The organism is Paraburkholderia sp. EG304, assembly GCF_046543485.1.
In the GTDB taxonomy this organism is placed as follows: Bacteria; Pseudomonadota; Gammaproteobacteria; order Burkholderiales; family Burkholderiaceae; genus Paraburkholderia; species Paraburkholderia youngii.
Genome location: NZ_JBKGUA010000004.1, coordinates 315255 through 333410, shown reverse-complemented (window position 1 = coordinate 333410; position 18156 = coordinate 315255). Strand labels below are relative to the sequence as shown.

17 protein-coding genes and 1 tRNA gene are annotated in these 18156 nt (G+C 63.8%); 8 read left to right on the top strand and 10 right to left on the bottom strand.

The genetic code is table 11. The features are described 5' to 3' along the window. Positions 1–2: 2 nt before the first annotated feature. Entirely contained in the window at positions 3–485 is a 483-nt protein-coding gene (locus ACLFKU_RS07590) for a DciA family protein (protein WP_410848653.1), read from the bottom strand. A 284-nt stretch (positions 486–769) separates the two neighbouring features. Between ACLFKU_RS07590 and secA the strand changes: the two genes are divergently transcribed. The 4 genes from secA (at position 770) to ACLFKU_RS07570 (ending at position 6335) form a co-directional block, all read left to right on the top strand. Then, on the top strand, positions 770–3589 hold the full coding sequence (secA, locus tag ACLFKU_RS07585; RefSeq protein ID WP_368586814.1) for a preprotein translocase subunit SecA: 2820 nt from the start codon (positions 770–772) through the stop codon (positions 3587–3589). A gap of 154 nt (positions 3590–3743) precedes the next feature. Then, positions 3744–4985 carry a bifunctional glutamate N-acetyltransferase/amino-acid acetyltransferase ArgJ gene (gene argJ / locus ACLFKU_RS07580; protein ID WP_410848652.1) on the top strand — a complete coding sequence of 414 codons (1242 nt, stop codon included), beginning with the start codon at positions 3744–3746 and terminating at the stop codon, positions 4983–4985. A gap of 37 nt (positions 4986–5022) precedes the next feature. Beyond that, on the top strand, positions 5023–5892 hold the full coding sequence (locus ACLFKU_RS07575; RefSeq protein WP_410848651.1) for an ATP-binding protein: 870 nt from the start codon (positions 5023–5025) through the stop codon (positions 5890–5892). Next, positions 5889–6335 carry an NUDIX domain-containing protein gene (locus ACLFKU_RS07570; RefSeq protein ID WP_368586811.1) on the top strand — a complete coding sequence of 149 codons (447 nt, stop codon included), beginning with the start codon at positions 5889–5891 and terminating at the stop codon, positions 6333–6335. Before ACLFKU_RS07575 ends, ACLFKU_RS07570 begins: the two co-directional genes overlap by 4 nt. A gap of 91 nt (positions 6336–6426) precedes the next feature. On the opposite strand, the gene yacG is transcribed toward ACLFKU_RS07570, so the two are convergent. From yacG to ACLFKU_RS07525, 9 genes are all read right to left on the bottom strand, one after another. Then, positions 6427–6630 (bottom strand): DNA gyrase inhibitor YacG, encoded by a 204-nt coding sequence (gene yacG, locus ACLFKU_RS07565; RefSeq protein WP_368586810.1) that lies wholly within the window; start codon positions 6628–6630, stop codon positions 6427–6429. Positions 6631–6753: 123 nt separating this feature from the next. Further along, positions 6754–7509: a cell division protein ZapD gene (gene zapD / locus ACLFKU_RS07560; protein WP_008921182.1), complete on the bottom strand. Its 756-nt coding sequence runs from the start codon at positions 7507–7509 to the stop codon at positions 6754–6756. A 257-nt stretch (positions 7510–7766) separates the two neighbouring features. Continuing rightward, positions 7767–8381: a dephospho-CoA kinase gene (gene coaE / locus ACLFKU_RS07555; RefSeq protein ID WP_410848650.1), complete on the bottom strand. Its 615-nt coding sequence runs from the start codon at positions 8379–8381 to the stop codon at positions 7767–7769. Between the two features lie 3 nt (positions 8382–8384). Next, positions 8385–9326, bottom strand: coding sequence for a prepilin peptidase (locus ACLFKU_RS07550; protein ID WP_368586833.1), 942 nt, complete (start codon positions 9324–9326; stop codon positions 8385–8387). Positions 9327–9353: 27 nt separating this feature from the next. Then, entirely contained in the window at positions 9354–10592 is a 1239-nt protein-coding gene (locus ACLFKU_RS07545) for a type II secretion system F family protein (RefSeq protein ID WP_410848649.1), read from the bottom strand. Beyond that, complete coding sequence (locus ACLFKU_RS07540; RefSeq protein ID WP_410848648.1) at positions 10589–11845, bottom strand: GspE/PulE family protein; 1257 nt, start codon at positions 11843–11845, stop codon at positions 10589–10591. Before ACLFKU_RS07540 ends, ACLFKU_RS07545 begins: the two co-directional genes overlap by 4 nt. 147 nt (positions 11846–11992) lie before the next feature. Next, positions 11993–13291, bottom strand: a complete 1299-nt coding sequence (locus ACLFKU_RS07535; protein WP_410848647.1) for an HlyC/CorC family transporter — start codon at positions 13289–13291, stop codon at positions 11993–11995. Between the two features lie 244 nt (positions 13292–13535). Then, positions 13536–13612 (bottom strand) — tRNA-Pro (locus ACLFKU_RS07530). Between the two features lie 49 nt (positions 13613–13661). Beyond that, entirely contained in the window at positions 13662–14654 is a 993-nt protein-coding gene (locus tag ACLFKU_RS07525; protein ID WP_410848646.1) for a polyprenyl synthetase family protein, read from the bottom strand. Between the two features lie 285 nt (positions 14655–14939). On the opposite strand from ACLFKU_RS07525, the gene rplU reads away from it, so the two are divergent. From rplU to proB, 4 genes are all read left to right on the top strand, one after another. Next, positions 14940–15251 carry a 50S ribosomal protein L21 gene (gene rplU, locus ACLFKU_RS07520; RefSeq protein WP_007180329.1) on the top strand — a complete coding sequence of 104 codons (312 nt, stop codon included), beginning with the start codon at positions 14940–14942 and terminating at the stop codon, positions 15249–15251. A 25-nt stretch (positions 15252–15276) separates the two neighbouring features. Then, on the top strand, positions 15277–15537 hold the full coding sequence (gene rpmA, locus ACLFKU_RS07515; protein ID WP_410848645.1) for a 50S ribosomal protein L27: 261 nt from the start codon (positions 15277–15279) through the stop codon (positions 15535–15537). Between the two features lie 235 nt (positions 15538–15772). Continuing rightward, entirely contained in the window at positions 15773–16894 is a 1122-nt protein-coding gene (gene cgtA / locus ACLFKU_RS07510) for an Obg family GTPase CgtA (RefSeq protein ID WP_368586805.1), read from the top strand. Between the two features lie 69 nt (positions 16895–16963). After that, positions 16964–18082, top strand: a complete 1119-nt coding sequence (proB, locus tag ACLFKU_RS07505) for a glutamate 5-kinase (protein WP_410848644.1) — start codon at positions 16964–16966, stop codon at positions 18080–18082. Positions 18083–18156 lie beyond the last annotated feature (74 nt).

The following is an 18156-nucleotide window of genomic DNA, read 5'->3' as shown; positions in this document are numbered from 1 at the left end:
GTTCAGCGATTGCGCCGATGCCGCGCGGCCATGCGCGCGAGCGCTTCCTGCAACGGCGAAGGCTCGAGCGATTCGCTCAACGCCTGCAGCGCGGCGGCGCCGGCCGGCGTCATGCGCGCCTGCTTGACGGGCGGCGGTTCTTTAAGCGGCTGCGGCCGTACGCGAATCTTCAGCGCCTGCACGGGCCAGCCGCGCTGCTGCAAATCCACGAGCAGCCGCGGCTCCAGATGCCGCAGACGCGCCGCGAGCGCGTTGTGCGCGGCGAATAGCGCCAGCACGCCCTCCTTGATGAAGCTGGGCTCGACACTCGTCGCCAGATAGTCGGGCAAAAGCTCGCGCAGATCCTTCTCGAGCGCGGCGATCTGCTCGACGCCCGCGCGCAACGCCGCGAACGCGTCCGTGCGGCCGAGAACCTCGGCGAGCGGTTGCGGGCGGCGCAGATCGAACTGCTTCGGCGGCCTTGAAAAGGACGAAAAACGGCTCATGTTTGGCATTGACACGTGAACTCGCCCCATGCGCGCTCACGCCGCGATTGTACCGCGCGAGCAGCTTGCGATGCCGGTCCGCGCGGCGCCGAAGGTTGCCTGGCGGGGCCGAACAGAGCCGGCGCCGTCACGGCTCCGACACGAGCGCAGCCGGAGGCGCGTGCTAAAATGCCCGATTCGAATTCACTCTTGGACTAAGCCGCCGAGGACTTTCCGACCCAGGCGCGGTATGCATGTAGCGCACACCGCGAGCCAGCCGAAGCCGCGACGCAGACACCGATCCGATGACCACCGGTTTTCTACAGAAGATTTTTGGCAGCCGTAATCAGCGGCTTGTCAAGCAATATCAAAAGACCGTCGCGGCGATCAATGCGCTCGAGCCGCAGATCGAGCAATTGACGGATGACCAACTGCGCGCCAAAACGGGTGAATTCCGCCAGCGCGTCGCGAGCGGCGAATCGCTCGACAAGATCCTGCCGGAGGCGTTCGCGGTCTGCCGCGAGGCCAGCAAGCGGGTGCTGAAGATGCGCCACTTCGACGTGCAGCTGATCGGCGGTATGGCGCTGCACTACGGCAAGATCAGCGAAATGCGCACCGGCGAGGGCAAGACGCTCGTCGCGACGCTGCCGGTCTACCTGAACGCGCTGTCGGGCCGCGGCGTCCACGTGGTCACGGTCAACGACTACCTCGCGCAGCGCGACGCCGAGTGGATGGCGCGTCTCTATAACTTCCTCGGTCTGTCGGTCGGTATCAACCTGTCGCAGATGGAGCACACGGCGAAGCAGCAAGCCTACGCCGCCGACATCACCTACGGCACCAACAACGAATTCGGCTTCGACTACCTGCGCGACAACATGGTCTACGAGACCGACGCGCGCGTGCAGCGGAGCCTGAACTTCGCGGTCGTCGACGAGGTGGACTCAATCCTGATCGACGAAGCGCGTACGCCGCTGATCATCTCCGGCCAGGCCGAAGACCACACCGAACTCTACGTGCGCATGAACGCACTGCCGCCGCTGCTCGAGCGCCAGATCGGCGAAGAGAAGGCGGACGGCACCGGCGTCGAGAAGCCTGGCGACTACACGCTGGACGAAAAAGGCCGTCAGGTGTTCCTGACCGAGTCTGGCCACGAAAAGGCGGAGCGGCTGCTCTCCGAGTGGGGTCTGATCGGTGAGGGCGAAAGCCTGTACGCGCCACAGAACATCACGCTGATGCACCACGTGTACGCGGCGCTGCGCGCGCATACGCTGTTCTTCAAGGATCAGCACTACGTCGTGCAGAACGGCGAAGTGATCATCGTCGACGAATTCACCGGCCGTCTGATGGCCGGCCGCCGGTGGTCGGACGGTCTGCACCAGGCGGTCGAGGCGAAGGAGCACGTGAAGATCCAGAGCGAGAACCAGACGCTCGCGTCGATCACGTTCCAGAACTACTTCCGCATGTACGCGAAACTGGCCGGCATGACCGGCACGGCCGACACCGAAGCGTACGAATTCAACGAGATCTACGGTCTCGAAACGGTCGTGATCCCGACCAACCGTCCGCCGAAGCGGATCGACAAGCAGGATCAGATCTACAAGACCGCGAAGGAACGCTACGACGCGGTGATCCGCGACATCCGCGAGTGCTACGAACGCGGGCAGCCGGTGCTGGTCGGCACGACGTCGATCGAGAACTCGGAACTGCTGTCGCATCTGCTGAAGCAGGCCGGCTTGCCGCACGAAGTGCTGAACGCGAAGCAGCACGCGCGCGAAGCGGCGATCGTCGCCGAAGCGGGTCGTCCGCAACGCATCACGATCGCGACCAACATGGCCGGCCGTGGTACGGACATCGTGCTCGGCGGCAACGCGGAGAAGCAGGCGTCGTTCATCGAGCAGGACGAAACGCTCTCCGACGACGAAAAGCAACGCCGCATCCAGAAGCTGCACGACGAATGGCAGACGCTGCACGATCAGGTGAAGGCTGCGGGCGGTCTGCACATCATCGGCACCGAACGTCATGAGTCGCGCCGGATCGATAACCAGCTGCGCGGCCGTGCTGGCCGTCAGGGTGACCCGGGTTCGTCGCGCTTCTATCTGTCGCTGGAAGATCCGCTGCTGCGCATTTTCGCGGGCGACCGCGTGCGCGCGATCATGGACCGTCTGAAGATGCCGGAAGGCGAGGCGATCGAAGCAGGCATCGTGTCGCGTTCGATCGAATCGGCGCAACGCAAGGTCGAGGCGCGCAACTTCGATATTCGTAAGCAATTGCTCGAATACGACGACGTGTCGAACGACCAGCGCAAGGTGATCTACCAGCAGCGCAACGAACTGCTCGAAGCGAACGACATCACCGAGACCATCACCGCGATGCGTCACGGCGTGGTGGGCGACATCGTGCATCAGTTCGTGCCGGTGGGCAGTATCGAAGAACAGTGGGACGTGCCCGAGCTCGAAGAAGTGCTGCGCAACGAATGGCAGCTCGACCTCGCGATCCAGGAAATGATCAACGAGTCGAACTCGATCAGCGCGGAAGAGATTCTCGAAGCTGTCGAGGCCGCCGCGGACGAGGGGTACGAAGCGAAGGTCCAGCTGGTCGGCCGTGAATCGTTCAGCGCGTTCGAGCGCTCGATCATGCTGCAGACGCTCGACCGCGCATGGCGCGAGCATCTCGCCGCGCTCGACCATCTGCGTCAGGGCATCCATCTGCGCGGCTATGCGCAGAAGAACCCGAAGCAGGAATACAAGCGCGAGGCGTTCGAACTGTTCGCCGCGATGCTCGACGCGGTGAAGCTCGAAGTCACGCGCATCGTGATGAACGTGCAGATCCAGTCGCCGGAGCAGCTCGAAGCGGCCGCGGAGCAGATGGAAGAGCAGGGCGGTCATCTGGAGAACGTCGAGTTCCGTCATGCCGAGTTCGCGGAAGCCGGCGCCGCCGCGCCGGTTGCAGCCGAAGCGGCCACCGCCGCGATGATCGGCGACGCAATGAGCCATGGTCATGGCCACGGCGCGGTGCCGCAGACCCTGAACGTGAATACCGACAACGTGCCGAAAGTCGGCCGCAACGACCCGTGTCCGTGCGGTAGCGGCAAGAAGTACAAGCAGTGCCACGGCAAGATCGCATAATTGCCGACGCGGCGCGCTTCAGGGCGCGCCGCGTCGCTTTTGAGCGCCGCTTGTCCGTTTTGATTTCGCGGGTGACCCGGCAACACGCCCGGGTCATCAGTTCCGTTTCCCCGATGCCGGCGTCCGCCGGCATTTTCTTCGACAGGTCGCGACCATGGCTGTCAACTTTCCCTCGATCGATCCCGCTCAACTCCACCCCGTCGCCGGCGTCACGCTAGGCTGGGCGGAAGCGAATATCCGCAAGCCGAACCGCAAGGACGTGCTCGTCATTTCCGTCGACGAAGGCGCGACGGTAGGCGGCGTGTTCACGCAGAACCGCTTCTGCGCGGCGCCCGTCACGGTCTGCCGCGAGAACCTGCAGCGCGTGCGCGCGGGCGGCAAGTCGATTCGCGCGCTGCTGATCAACACCGGCAACGCGAACGCGGGCACCGGTGAGCCGGGCCTCGCGGCGACGCGCGAAACCTGCGCGGAACTCGCGCGTCTCGCCGACATCGCGCCCGAGCAGGTGCTGCCGTTCTCGACGGGCGTGATCCTCGAACCGCTGCCGGTCGATCGTCTGAAGGCCGGTTTGCCGGCCGCGCTCGCGAATCGCAAGGAAGCAAACTGGTACGACGCGGCGCAGTCGATCATGACGACCGACACGCTGCCGAAGGCGAGCTCGCGCCAGGTCACGATCGACGGCCACACGGTCACGCTGACCGGCATCAGCAAGGGCGCCGGCATGATCAAGCCGAACATGGCGACCATGCTCGGCTTCCTCGCGTTCGACGCAGCCGTCGCGCAGCCCGTGCTCGACGAACTCGTGAAGCACGTCGCGGACCGCTCGTTCAACTGCATTACGATCGATGGCGATACGTCGACCAACGATTCGTTCATCCTGATCGCGTCGGGCAAATCAAGCCTGCCCGCGATCACGTCCACCGATTCGCCCGCTTATGCAGCGCTGCGCGACGCGGTGACCGAGGTCGCGCAGAGCCTCGCGCAACTGATCGTGCGCGATGGTGAAGGCGCGACCAAGTTCATGACCGTGCATGTCGAAGGCGGCTCGAGCGTCGGCGAATGCCGCCAGATCGCCTACGCGATCGGCCATTCGCCGCTCGTCAAGACGGCCTTCTATGCATCGGACCCGAACCTCGGCCGCATTCTCGCGGCCATCGGCTATGCCGGCGTGGACGATCTCGACGTCGGCAAGATCGATCTGTATCTCGACGACGTGCTGGTCGCGACTGCCGGCGGCCGCAACCCGGCGTACCGCGAAGAAGACGGCCAGCGCGTGATGAAAAAGAGCGAGATCGGCATTCGCGTCGTGCTCGGCCGCGGCAATGCGCAAGCCACGATCTGGACCTGCGATCTGTCGCACGACTACGTGAGCATCAACGCCGACTACCGCTCGTAATCAGGTTCAAAGCTCGGCCGCGGGCCGCCTACTTACCATGGACAAACTCGAACAGTTTCTGACCCGGGCCGAAGCCGTGCTCGGCCGCCTGGAAGCGATGCTTCCGCCCGCCGCGCCGGACATCGACTGGTCGGCCGCAGTCGCGTTTCGCTGGCGCAAGCGCCAGGGGCGCGGCTACCTGCAGCCGGTGCCCGCCATTTCGTCGATCACGCTCGACGACCTGCAGAACATCGATCGCCAGAAAGGGCTGATCGAACAGAACACGCGCCAGTTTGTGCGCATGCAGCCGGCCAACAACGTGCTGCTGACGGGCGCGCGGGGCACCGGCAAGTCGTCGCTGATCAAGGCGTGTCTGAACGCTTACGCGAAAGACGGCCTGCGTCTGATCGAAGTGGACAAGGACGATCTGCACGACCTCGGCGACATCGTCGATGTGATCGCGAAGCGCCCGGAGCGCTTCATCGTCTTCTGCGACGACCTGTCGTTCGAAGAAGGCGAGTCGGGCTACAAGGCGCTGAAAGTCGCGCTCGACGGCTCGGTCGCCGCGCAGTCCGACAACGTGCTGATCTACGCGACGTCGAACCGCCGCCATCTGCTGCCCGAGTACATGAGCGACAACGAAACGTACAAGCACACGTCGGACGGCGAGATTCATCCGGGTGAACTGGTCGAAGAGAAGATTTCGCTGTCGGAGCGTTTCGGGCTGTGGGTCAGCTTCTATCCGTTCAAACAGGACGACTATCTGACGATCATCGCGCACTGGCTGCGTCATTTCGGTTGCGACGACGCCGAGATCGAATCGGCGCGCGGCGATGCGCTCGTGTGGGCGCTCGAACGCGGCTCGCGCTCGGGGCGGGTCGCATGGCAATTCGCGCGCGACTGGTCTGGCCGTAAGACGCCGGCATGAGCGACGCTGGCAAAAACGCGGGCAATAGCGCCGGCACTAACGGCGCCGGCCGACCCGTCACCGAGGTCGCGGTCGGCGTGCTGGTGCAGCCTGACGGGCGCTATCTGCTCGCGCAGCGTCCGGCGGGCAAGCCGTACGAGGGCTACTGGGAGTTTCCGGGGGGCAAGCTGGAGGCGGGTGAGTCAGTCGAGGCCGCGCTTGCGCGCGAGCTGCACGAGGAGCTGGGAATCGAGGTCGAAGCGAGCCATCTGTGGCACACGCTCGAACACGATTATCCGCACGCCTATGTGCGCCTGTTCTTCTGCAAGGTGACGCAGTGGTCGGGCGAGCCCCACGGGCGTGAAGGCCAGGCCTTCGTGTGGCAGAGCTTGCCTGCGGATGTCTCGCCGTTGTTACCGGCCACAATCCCGGTGCTGGAGTGGCTGGCGGCCGAAAACAAGTGATCGGTTGAAACAGAGTGGCTGAAAAGGCCACGCGATAGCGTGGCGCTGTCTCGGGAGCGTCGCGATTCGCGTGGCTTTTTTGCTGGCTCGCTCAGTGCGGGTTGTAGTCGCCGCGCGGCGTTTCCTCTTCGGACGAAGACCCCTCCTGTTCGTTGCCGCCAATCCGGTATTTTTCGGCGGCCCATGCGCCGAGATCAATCTGCTTGCAGCGCTCGGAGCAGAAAGGACGGAAGCGGCTCTCGGGGATCCAGCGGACATCTTTACCGCAGGTAGGACATTTGACGACGGTAGGCATACGGTCGGACGGTCAATCGCAAACGGAACAAGTAACGAATATAGGGCTATTTCGCCCCGCTTCAAAGGCGCGTTCGGTCAAATCCGGGGTGCGCTGCCCGATGCGGCGGCGATTATCAGGCGATTACAGGCTGCAGAGCGTGAGCTGGAACGGCACGTCGACGTCGACCGCACGCGGCCGCAGATCGCCGTCCTGCACCGTGAAACGCACCCACAGCATGTACTTGTTGGCGCTCGCTTCGGGAATCACGCGCAATTCGGGCGCGACGCGAACCTGCATCAATTGATACGAGCGGCCCGACAGCATTTGCTGATAGCTGCCTTGCATCGCCATCACCTTCGACGCCTGGCCCGACTCGCGCGCGAGCCGCAGCACGATCGTGGCCGCGTCGCGCAGCGGCAAAAGCGGCGTGACCCACTTGGCGATGTCCTGGCGACGCTGATCGGGATGCAACTGTTGCCACGCGTAATACGAGGGCAGGTCGAATTTGCAGGTGCCACCGGGGATGATTGCGCGGCTGCGAATGCTCGCGAGCCATTCGTTGTCTGCAAGATGCTGGCCGGTCTTGCCTTGCATCTGCGTGAGCCCCGCAAGTGTCTGCTCGATTTCGCCGAGCACCGCTTCGAGCGCGTTCTGCTCGATGCCCGGATTGCCGCGAAACGGCGCGAGCGTTTGCCGCTGCCGTTCGAGCTCTTTCATCAGATCCGACTTCAGATCCGCGCGGCCAGCTACTTCGGAGATTTCGAACAGCGTTGTCAGTGCGACGTGATGTTCCCGCGCGTCTTCCTGAGTCAGAAAGAACGTGAAGCGCTCGAACAGATCTTCGAGCCGCAACAGCGTCCGGATTCGCTCATTGAAGGGGTACTCGTAAAGGATCAAGCGGGCTCGCCTCGGGCGTGGTCGGTGACAGGAATGCAAAACATTCTAATGCCGTGGGACTACCCAGGCAATCACGCACGCTTTCCGCGTGCTTTCGCAACTTTTTTGTCAGTTCCCGGTGTTATGAGCGCTTCGGCCCTCGCATGCGCGCAAAGTTCAATTGTGCCCTGACGACGCGTGCCGAAGATGCGTATCCGCCTCACGGGGCACCATGCGCTTGATGCGTGCAAGCGAGGCCGACCTGAGAGCTCCGCGCGCTACGACTCGGCCTCACCCTTCGCGAGCGACAGATACGCATGATGGTGAGCGTCCACCTGCGCCTCGAGTTCCAGGAGCGGCGCATTGTCATTGACGATCACGTCGTCGGCGGCGGCGAGGCGCGCTTCGCGCGTGGCCTGGCGCGCGATGATCGCGAGCACCTGCTCACGGCTGAAGCCGTTGCGGCTTATCACCCGCGCGATTTGCGTGTCGACGCTGCAATCGACGGTGAGCACGCGATTCACACGGTTCTTCCAGGTGCCGGACTCGACCAGCAACGGCACCACGACGATCACATACGGCCCTTGCGCTTCGCGCTCTTCGCGCTCGGTTTCCGCGCGAATCAGCGGATGCGTGATGCCTTCCAGACGTTTGCGCGCAGTGTCGTCGCTGAACACGAGCGTGCGCATGCGCGCGCGATCGAGCGAGCCGTCGGCGGCGACGAACTCAGTGCCGAATTCGGCGGCGATGTGCGGCATCGCCAATCCATGCGGCGCGGTGATGCGATGCGCGATCACGTCGGTATCGACGAGCGGCACGCCGCGCGCGGCAAACAGATTGGCAACCGTCGACTTGCCGCTACCGATGCCGCCGGTGAGTCCCACAACGAACATGCTTCAGCCTCCCAAAGCCAGGTAAAGCGGCGTGCCGGCAAACAGCGTGAGCGCACCGCCCGCCGCGAGAAATGGCCCAAACGGCAGCGGCTCTTCGAAGCGCATACGGCCGCGCCACGTCGCCGCGAGGCCGATCACGGCGCCGGCCACAGCGGCGACCAGCACGATTTGCGGCAGTGCGGGCCAGCCGAGCCACGCGCCGAGCGCCGCGAGCAGTTTGAAGTCGCCATAGCCCATGCCTTCGATACCGCGCACGAGCCTGAACGCCCAATGCACGGCCCATAACACCAGATATCCGAAGATAGCCCCGAGGACCGCATCATGCAGGTTCGTGAACATGCCGTTGAAATTGACGATCAGGCCGGCCCACAACAGCGGCAAGGTCAAGGAATCGGGCAGCAGATGCGTGTCGATATCGATCGCGCTCATCGCAAGCAACGTTGCGCACAGGCCGAACGCGGCGAGTGCCATCAAGGTCGGGCCGAACGCCATCAATGCGCCTGCGGCGAAAGCTGCACTCGCGATTTCGAGCAGCGGATAACGTGCGCTGATGTGCGTGCCGCATGCGGAACAGCGGCCGCGTAACAGCAGGTAGCTCAACACCGGCAAGTTTTCCCACGCGCTCAGTACGTGGCCGCAATGCGGGCACGCGCTACGCGGCACCCACAGGTTGTAGCGCTCGGGCAGTCCGTCGCCGGGCCGCGGCTCGTCGGTGGCCTCGCTGATTTCGGCGCGCCAGGCACGCTCGAGCATGATCGGCAGCCGATGCACGACCACGTTCAGGAAGCTGCCGATCACGAGGCCGAGCACGATCGCGAACGCGATCTGCACCCCGGCGGGCAGACTCGCGAGCGCGAGGCCGATATCGCTTGCAAAGCGGCCTGGCAGTAAGCCGGCGAGCAAGCTGGAGGAGGTTTGTGACACGAGCGGTAGAGGAGCCTGCATGGTCATGAAGTGGATTCGGCTGCGATGCTACACCACGTTGCCGAGTTGAATAATGGGAAGATACATCGCGATTACGAGGCCGCCGACCAGCGTGCCGAGCACGACGATCACGAGCGGTTCGCACAGGCTCGACAGCGTACCGATGCGGTCGTCGACCTGGCGATCCGCGAGCGACGCGACATCGAGCAGCATGCTGTCGAGCGCGCCAGATTCCTCGGCGACCGCAACGGGCTGCACGACCTCGGCAGGAAAGCAGCGTGCCGCGCGCATCGCCGCGGCGAGCCGTTCGCCGCGCCGCAGTCTGATGGCGATGCTTGCCGTTGCGCGATCGAAGAAGGCATTGCCGGTCGCCTGGGTGAGCGAATCGAACGCGTCGGCGAGCGGTGTGCCAGCGGACAGCAAAGTGCCGAGCGCGCGACTCCAGCGCGCTGCGCACAGCGTGCGCAGCAGCGGGCCGGCCACCGGCAGGTTGAGCGACAGGCGGGCGAAGCGGATGCGCGCGCTGGTCGATCGACGCAGCACGAACGAGATGGCCGAGCTCATTGCGAGCATCAGCGCGAACAGCGGCACACTCCAGCGCGCGGCACCCGCCGAAAGCGCCAGCACAAACTGCGTCGGCGCGGGCAGCTTGGCGCCGAAGCCATCGAAGATCTGCTTGAACGTCGGCACGACCCACACCAGCAACGCGGCGGTTATCGCGATCGCGAGCAGCAGGATCGCGACTGGATAGGTGAGAGCCGCGCGCACCTTTGCACGCTGTGCGGCGGCGCGTTCGCGATCGTCGGCGAGGCGGGCGAGCACGGTGACGAGCGCGCCCGCCGCTTCACCCACCTCGACGAGTTGGCAATACAGCGCATTGAACTGCGCCGGATGCCGCTGCAGGGCCGCCGAAAACCGCAGGCCGGCAGTGATATCTCGCGCGACCGTACCGACGATCCGCGGCATGCCTTGCCGCTGACCCGACGCCGGCGTCTGCGCGAGCAGTTCGAGCGCGGGCGCGAGCGGCAAGCCGGCACGCAGCAGACTGGACAGTTGTCGCGTGAATAGCGTGACATCGGCCGCGCTGGTCTTTGGGCGTGGCGCCGGCCCTTGCGTTGCGAGCTCGACGATAAAGAGGTTGTCGCGTTTGAGCAGCGTGCGCGCGGCGCTCGCGTCGGGCGCGATCAGCGTGCCGCTATGACGCGTGCCGTCCGCGTCGACGCCGCGCCACCTGAAGCGCAGATCGGCTGAGACGGACCCTGTCGGTGACAGCGCGGGGATACTCATGCGACCTCCGTGGCGGCGAGCGCTTCGGCGAGACTGGTGGTGCCGTCGCGCACGCGCGCTAGCGCCGCGTCGCGTAACGTCGCGACTTGTTCGGTCTGCGCGAGGCGGCCCAGCTCGTGCGCGCCCGCGCTTGCGACGATCAGCTCGCGCATCGCGTCGGAAACGGGCATCACCTGATGTATGCCGACGCGCCCCCGGTAGCCGATGCCATGGCAAGCCGCGCAGCCGGTCCCCGCATACGGTTGCCAGCCGTCCAGCTCGTGTTCGCCGAAGCCCGCCGCGTGGAGCGCGGCCGCGGAATGGGGCGCAGGTGCTCGACACTCGACGCACAGTCGCCGCACCAGCCGCTGCGCGGTCACCATCCGCAGCGCGGCGGCAAGGTTGTACGGCTCGACACCGATATCGATGAGGCGCGCGATGGCTGCGGGGGCGTCGTTGGTATGCAGCGTGGACAGCACGAGGTGGCCGGTTTGGGCGGCCTTCACGGCGACGTCGGCGGTTTCGTTGTCGCGGATTTCGCCGACCATGATCACGTCAGGGTCCTGACGCAGGAACGCGCGCAGTGCGACCGCGAACGTAAGCCCGGCTTTTTCGCGCACGCTGACCTGGTTGATGCCGGCCAGCTGAATCTCGGCCGGGTCTTCCACCGAGCAGAGGTTGCGTGCCTCGCCGTTCAGCAGATTCAGGAAGCAGTACAGCGAAAGCGTCTTGCCGCTGCCCGTTGGTCCGGTGACGAGCATCAGACCGTGCGGCGCGCGGATCGCGGCATCGACGGCCACGCGCTGCCGCGGATCGAGGCCGAGCGAATCGAGTGATAAATCTGCGGGTAGCGCGTCGAGCCGTCGTAGTACCAGCTTTTCGCCGAACAGCGTCGGCAGTGAATTGACTCGGTAATCCTCGAGTCGCCCTGGCGACGTCGCGAGGCGTAGCCGGCCGTCTTGCGGCACGCGTCGCTCGGCGATGTCCATGCGCGCGAGCACCTTGACACGCGTGACGAACGCATCGCGCAGATGCGCGGGCGGCCGCGGGATTTCATGCAGTACGCCGTCGATACGCAGGCGCACACGCCAGCCGTGCTCGGCCGGCTCGATGTGGATATCCGACGCATTGCGCCGCGTCGCTTCGTGCAACGTGTCGGTCAACAGACGCACGGCCGGGGCATTGTCCGGATCGTTCAGATTCGTTGCGCTGGATTCGCCGTCGGCAGCGAGTGGGCGCCGCAATGCCGCGGTGGTGGCGAAGGGTGTTTGCATAAGAGACCGGTGATGAGCCGCCTGTAGAACATGACGGCTTCATCTTCCGGATGAGAGCGTCCGAGTGCAATTCGGCCATTCGGCTAATGGCGCGCGTCGCGAGCCTGTGCAATGCTGACCATGAATTAGCGAGCGACTGTGCGGGCTTCAGCCTGACCTTGCTTTTCCGGCCTTGGTGCGCGACGGCGCTTTGAACAGCTTGACGGTGCGGATTGCCTGATCGTCGCTGCGCATCACTTCGAGCTTGGTGTCGCCGATGCGCACGCAGACGTCGCCGTCGGGGATGTCTTCGAGAATTTCGAGAATCAGGCCGTTGAGCGTTTTGGGACCATCGGTGGGCAGCGCGAGTTGCAGCCAGCGGTTCAGTTCGCGCAACGGCATGCTGCCTGCAACGATGCATTCGCCCGCTTCGTTCCAGCCGCCGCGCGAACTGGCGCCACGCGGAATCGACGTGGTGAATTCGCCGATCAGCTCCTCGATGATGTCTTCCGGCGTGACGAGGCCTTGCAGTTCGCCGTATTCGTTGACGACGAGCGCGATGCGGTGCCGGCTCTCCTGAAAGTACTGCAACTGCTGGAACACCGGCGTGCCGCTGGGCACGAAATACGGCTCGGCGAGCAGCTCGCGCAAGGTATCGCGTTCGAGCTCCTGGTTGTGCAGCGCTGACAGTGTCTTGCGCACATGCAGCACACCGAGCACGCGGTCGATGTCGCCCTGGTAGACGATCAGCTTGTTGTGATAGCAGGTCTCGAGTTGATGCAGGATCTGTTCGAACGGCGCATCGAAGTCGAGCGCCTCGATGCGGCGGCGCGGGATCATCACGTCGTCGACGGAGATGTTTTCGAGGTCGAACAGATTGAGCAGGATGCTGCGGTGTTTGGTCGGCATGAAGCTGCCGGATTCGAGCACGATGGTGCGTAGTTCTTCGGTAGACAGTCGCTGATCGCGCGCGCCCTTCGTATTGATGTGCAGCACACGCAGGATGCCGGTGGCGAACAGGTTGACGAACCAGATCACCGGTCTCGCGATGCGCATCAATGGCGCGATCAGCAGGCTCGCGGGCAGTGCGATTTTCTCGGGAAACGTCGCGCCGACGATCTTCGGCGTAATTTCCGCGAACACGATAATGAGGAACGCGACGATACCGGTCGCGATCGACAGCACGAGGCTATTGCGGCCGAACGTATGCAACGCGAGCGATGTAGTCAGGACCGGAATGATCGTGTTGAACAGGTTGTTGCCGATCAGGATCACGCTCAATAGCTGATCGGTTTTTGCGAGCAGTCCCTGGGTCGTTTTCGCGCCGAGCGTGTTTTTGCTGGCGAGATGTTTGAGCCGATGACGGTTCAGCGCCATCATCGCTGTCTCGGAAATGGAAAAGAAGGCGGAGCAGACAAGCAGCAGAAGGACGGCGCCGATCTGCGCCCATAAGGGAAGTTGTTCCACGCGTCGTGAAAAAAAGGGAAAGGATGAAGAGAATATAGCAGAGGGGGCGCGCGCTCCGCCGTGGACGGCGGCTGACGCCGCTGCTGGATCGCCAACGTCGCGACGTACGCGCTGTGCCTGCCTTGCCGGAGCAAAAGAAAGCAGCGAAAGGCTGCAGGAGAGCAGCAAAAAGCTCCCGCGCAAAACAAAAAACCGCCGAGCAATGCTGCGGCGGTTTTTGAACCTTGAGCTAACAAGGAGAATCTGGTCGGGGTGAGAGGATTCGAACCTCCGGCCTCTACGTCCCGAACGTAGCGCTCTACCAGGCTAAGCTACACCCCGATTTGGTACTGCTGACTCGATTCGGACTATTTCGGCGTTTCAGTCTCGTTCAAGACTGTCTTGCCGTCGAGTAAGAAGATAATTCTAGCAGGCTCTCTTTGAAAATGGAATGGGGAAATGAAGAAATTGCTGCCGCGGCTGCCTGCGCCTCCTGTTTCGCGCACTCGAGCGTGTGGTCGAGCGCGCCCGATCGCGTGATAGCGTCGAAAATCGTATCGAAACGGTCGGTGCCACCCTGCTCGATGGCTTCGCGCGCGAGCGCCGATTGCTCGGGCGTGCCGCGTTCGATCAGATAGATGAGCGGAAGCGTTGGTTTGCCTTCGCGCAGATCGTCGCCGGCGTTCTTGCCCATCGACTCGGCCGTGCCGGTGTAGTCGAGCCAGTCGTCCATGATCTGGAACGCGGTGCCGATGCGGCGGCCATATTCGGCGGCGGCGGCTTCGGTTTTCGCGTCCGCTCCGGCGAGCACCGCCCCGAGTTGGGCGGCCGCCTCGAACAACTTTGCGGTTTTGTAGCGGATCACCTGCATGTAGCGGGCTTCGTCGACGTCGGCATCGTGCATGTTCAACAACTGCAGCACTTCGCCTTCGGAGATGATGTTGGTCGCCTCCGACAGAATTTCCATCACGCGCATCTTGCCCACGCCGACCATCATCTGGAACGAGCGCGAATACAGGAAATCACCGACCAACACGCTCGCGGCGTTGCCGAACAGCGCGTTGGCGGTCTGGCGGCCGCGCCGCAGGTCGGACTCGTCGACCACGTCGTCATGCAGCAGCGTGGCCGTGTGAATGAATTCGACGACCGCGGCAAGCTCGTGCCGGTGTCCCGTCGTGTCGCCCAGCGCGCCCGCCACCAGCAACAGCAGCGCGGGCCGCAGCCGCTTTCCGCCGGCGCTGATGATGTACTCGGAAATCTGATTGATCAGCATCACGTCCGACGCAAGACGTTGCCGGATGACGCGATTGACCTGCTGCATGTCTTCGGCGATCGGAGCAAGCAGGCTGGCGACGTTGGGGGAGGTGGTGGCAGTCGACGACATGATGGCTGAATTGGGTAGTGCCGCGAATTATAAGGCGATCGGGGCGCTTCCGGGTCGCCGGCTGCGGTGCGGATGCTTTCCGCACGGCGCGAGGACCGCTCGCCAAGGGCGTCTGCGGACCGCCGCGCCTCGCTGGTTTATTGTCTGCGAGCGCCTGCGACAGGTGGCGAACCCGAACGGTAGGCGGTTTGGTAAGCAGGTTTTGACCGAGCAGCTAACTCTATGTATAATTGAGAGTTTCCGCGCGCGGTGCGTGGGAAAAATGAATACAGAGTGAGGTTCTCAATGTACGCGGTCATAAAAACCGGCGGCAAGCAGTACAAGGTTGCCGTCGGCGAAAAACTTAAAGTAGAACAGATACCGGCAGACATTGACGCTGAAATCACGCTCGACCAGGTTCTCGCAGTGGGCGAAGGCGAATCGATTAAGTTCGGTACGCCGCTGGTCAGTGGGGCTTCCGTCAAGGCTACCGTCGTGTCGCAAGGGCGTCACGCCAAAGTGACGATCTTCAAGATGCGTCGCCGGAAGCACTACCAGAAGCATGGCGGCCACCGCCAGAACTATACCGAACTGCGCATCGACGCGATCAACGCGTAAGCGCACCGGTTAAGGAGCAAATCAAATGGCACACAAAAAGGCAGGCGGATCGTCCCGGAACGGCCGCGACTCCGAATCGAAGCGCCTCGGCGTTAAGGTTTACGGCGGCCAGGCTATCAACGCTGGTGGCATCATCGTGCGTCAGCGCGGTACGCGCATGCACGCTGGCGAGAACGTCGGCATGGGCAAGGATCACACCCTGTTCGCGCTGAAGGACGGCCACGTCCAGTTCTCGACGAAGGGCGCGGCGAAGAAGCACACCGTTTCCGTCGTCCCGGCAACCTGAGTTTAGTCAGGCACGGGCTTCAGGACCGGAAAAGGCCCCGCGAAGTTCGCGGGGCTTTTTTTATTGCGGCGCCTCTTTCGTGTGGCGCCGAAGCCGCGCAGCCAACAGTTCATCACCGGCGACTATGCCTTTCGGTCGATTGATCAACGCGCGGCGCGCGCGGCAAAATAGCAGCATCCAATCAGTAACAACCCCTGCATCGAATCGAGCAGTACACCACGGGACGGAGTAACGCATGAAGTTCATTGACGAAGCGAGGATTGAAGTCATCGCCGGCGACGGAGGGGATGGCAGCGCGTCGATGCGCCGCGAGAAGTTCGTTCCGTTCGGCGGTCCCGATGGCGGTGATGGCGGCCGGGGCGGCAGCGTGATTGCCGTTGCTGACCGCAACATCAACACGCTGATCGATTACCGCTACGCGAAAAAACATCTGGCGCGCAACGGCGAAAACGGTCGTGGCTCAGATTGCTATGGCAAGGGCGGCGACGACATCACGCTGCGCATGCCGGTTGGCACGACCATCACGGACATGGAAACTGGCGAGCTGATCGCCGATCTGACTGAGCACAACCAGAGCGTGCAAATCGCGCAAGGCGGCGCCGGCGGTCTCGGCAACCTCCATTTCAAGTCCAGCACGAACCGCGCGCCGCGTCAGAAAACCGACGGCAAGCCGGGCGAGCGCCGCATGGTCCGCCTCGAACTGAAAGTGTTGGCTGACGTCGGTCTGCTCGGCATGCCGAATGCAGGCAAGTCGACGTTCATCTCTTCGGTGTCGAACGCGAAGCCGAAAATTGCCGATTACCCATTCACCACGCTCGCACCGAACCTCGGCGTCGTGCGCGTCGGGCCGAGCCGCAGCTTCGTGATTGCGGACATTCCGGGGCTGATCGAAGGCGCGGCGGAAGGCGCCGGCCTCGGCCATCAATTCTTGCGCCACCTGCAGCGCACCGGGTTGCTCCTGCACATCGTCGACATAGCACCGTTCGATGAATCGATCGATCCGGTCGCGGAAGCGAAAGCGATTGTCAACGAACTGCGCAAGTACGACGAAGAGCTTTATCAGAAACCACGCTGGCTCGTGCTGAACAAGCTGGACATGGTGCCCGAGGACGAGCGTGAAGCGCGCGTGGCGGCTTTCCTCGAAGGCTTTGGCTGGGACGGTCCGGTGTTCGAGATCTCGGCGCTGACTGGCCAGGGCTGTGAAAATCTTTGCTATGCGGTGTTCGACTACCTCGCCGAGCACTCCGACGCGCAACGCGCGGCCGAAGCCGAAGACCTCGCCTCCGACGTGCGTTTCCGCGAGGGGACGCAGGTACCGGCCGAGACCCCCGAAGCCGGCAGCGATCCGCACGAATAACAAGTCGCGCGCCGGCGCCTGCGGCGGGTGTCGGCATGCATCTCGCGTCATCTTGGGAGACAGCGCACAATGCGTTCCGTCATCGCAGATTCACGGCGATTGGTCGTCAAAGTCGGTTCGAGCCTCGTCACGAACGACGGGCGCGGCCTCGATCATGCGGCGATCGGCCGCTGGGCCGCGCAAATTGCCGCACTGCGCGCGCAGGGCAAGGAAGTCGTTCTGGTCAGCTCGGGCGCGATCGCCGAGGGCATGCAGCGGCTCGGCTGGACAAAGCGGCCGCGTGAAATCGATGAATTGCAGGCGGCTGCGGCGGTCGGCCAGATGGGCCTCGCGCAAGTGTACGAAAGCCGCTTTGCCGAGCATTCCATCCAGACTGCGCAGATCCTGCTTACTCACGCCGACCTCGCCGACCGCGAGCGCTATCTGAATGCGCGCTCCACGCTGCTCACGCTGCTGCGGCTCGGTGTCGTACCGATCATCAACGAGAACGACACGGTCGTCACCGACGAAATCAAGTTCGGCGACAACGACACGCTCGGCGCGCTGGTCGCCAATCTGATCGAAGGCGATGCACTGATCATTCTGACGGACCAGCAGGGCCTCTTTACCGCCGATCCGCGCAAGAACCCGAACGCGACGCTCGTCGAGCAAGCCGACGCCGGCGCGCCCGATCTCGAGGCGATGGCGGGCGGCGCGGGCTCGAGTCTCGGCCGCGGCGGCATGCTGACCAAAATTCTTGCCGCGAAGCGCGCAGCCCATAGCGGCGCCAATACGGTAATCGCGAGTGGGCGCGAGGCGGACGTGCTGCTGAGACTGGCGGCCGGTGACGCGATCGGCACGCAGCTGATCGCGCGCACCGCGCGCATGGCGGCGCGCAAGCAATGGATGGCCGATCACCTGCAGGTGCGCGGCCACGTCGTGATCGACGACGGCGCGGTCGAAAAGCTCACCGCCGGCGGCAAGAGCCTGCTGCCGATCGGCATCGTCGGCGTGCAGGGCGCTTTCGCGCGCGGTGAGGTGATCGCGTGTCTGAGCGCGTCGGGCCGTGAAGTCGCACGTGGTTTGACGAACTACAGTAGCGCGGAAACCAAGCTAATCCAGCGGCGGCCGAGCGGCGAAATCGAGTCGGTGCTGGGTTATATGCTCGAGCCCGAGCTGATTCACCGCGACAATCTCGTGCTACTTTGATCTTTCAGGCTGCGCGCGTAAAAAGAGCCGAAAAAAAGCCGTTCCAGCGCAGGCAGGAACGGCTTTTTATCGTC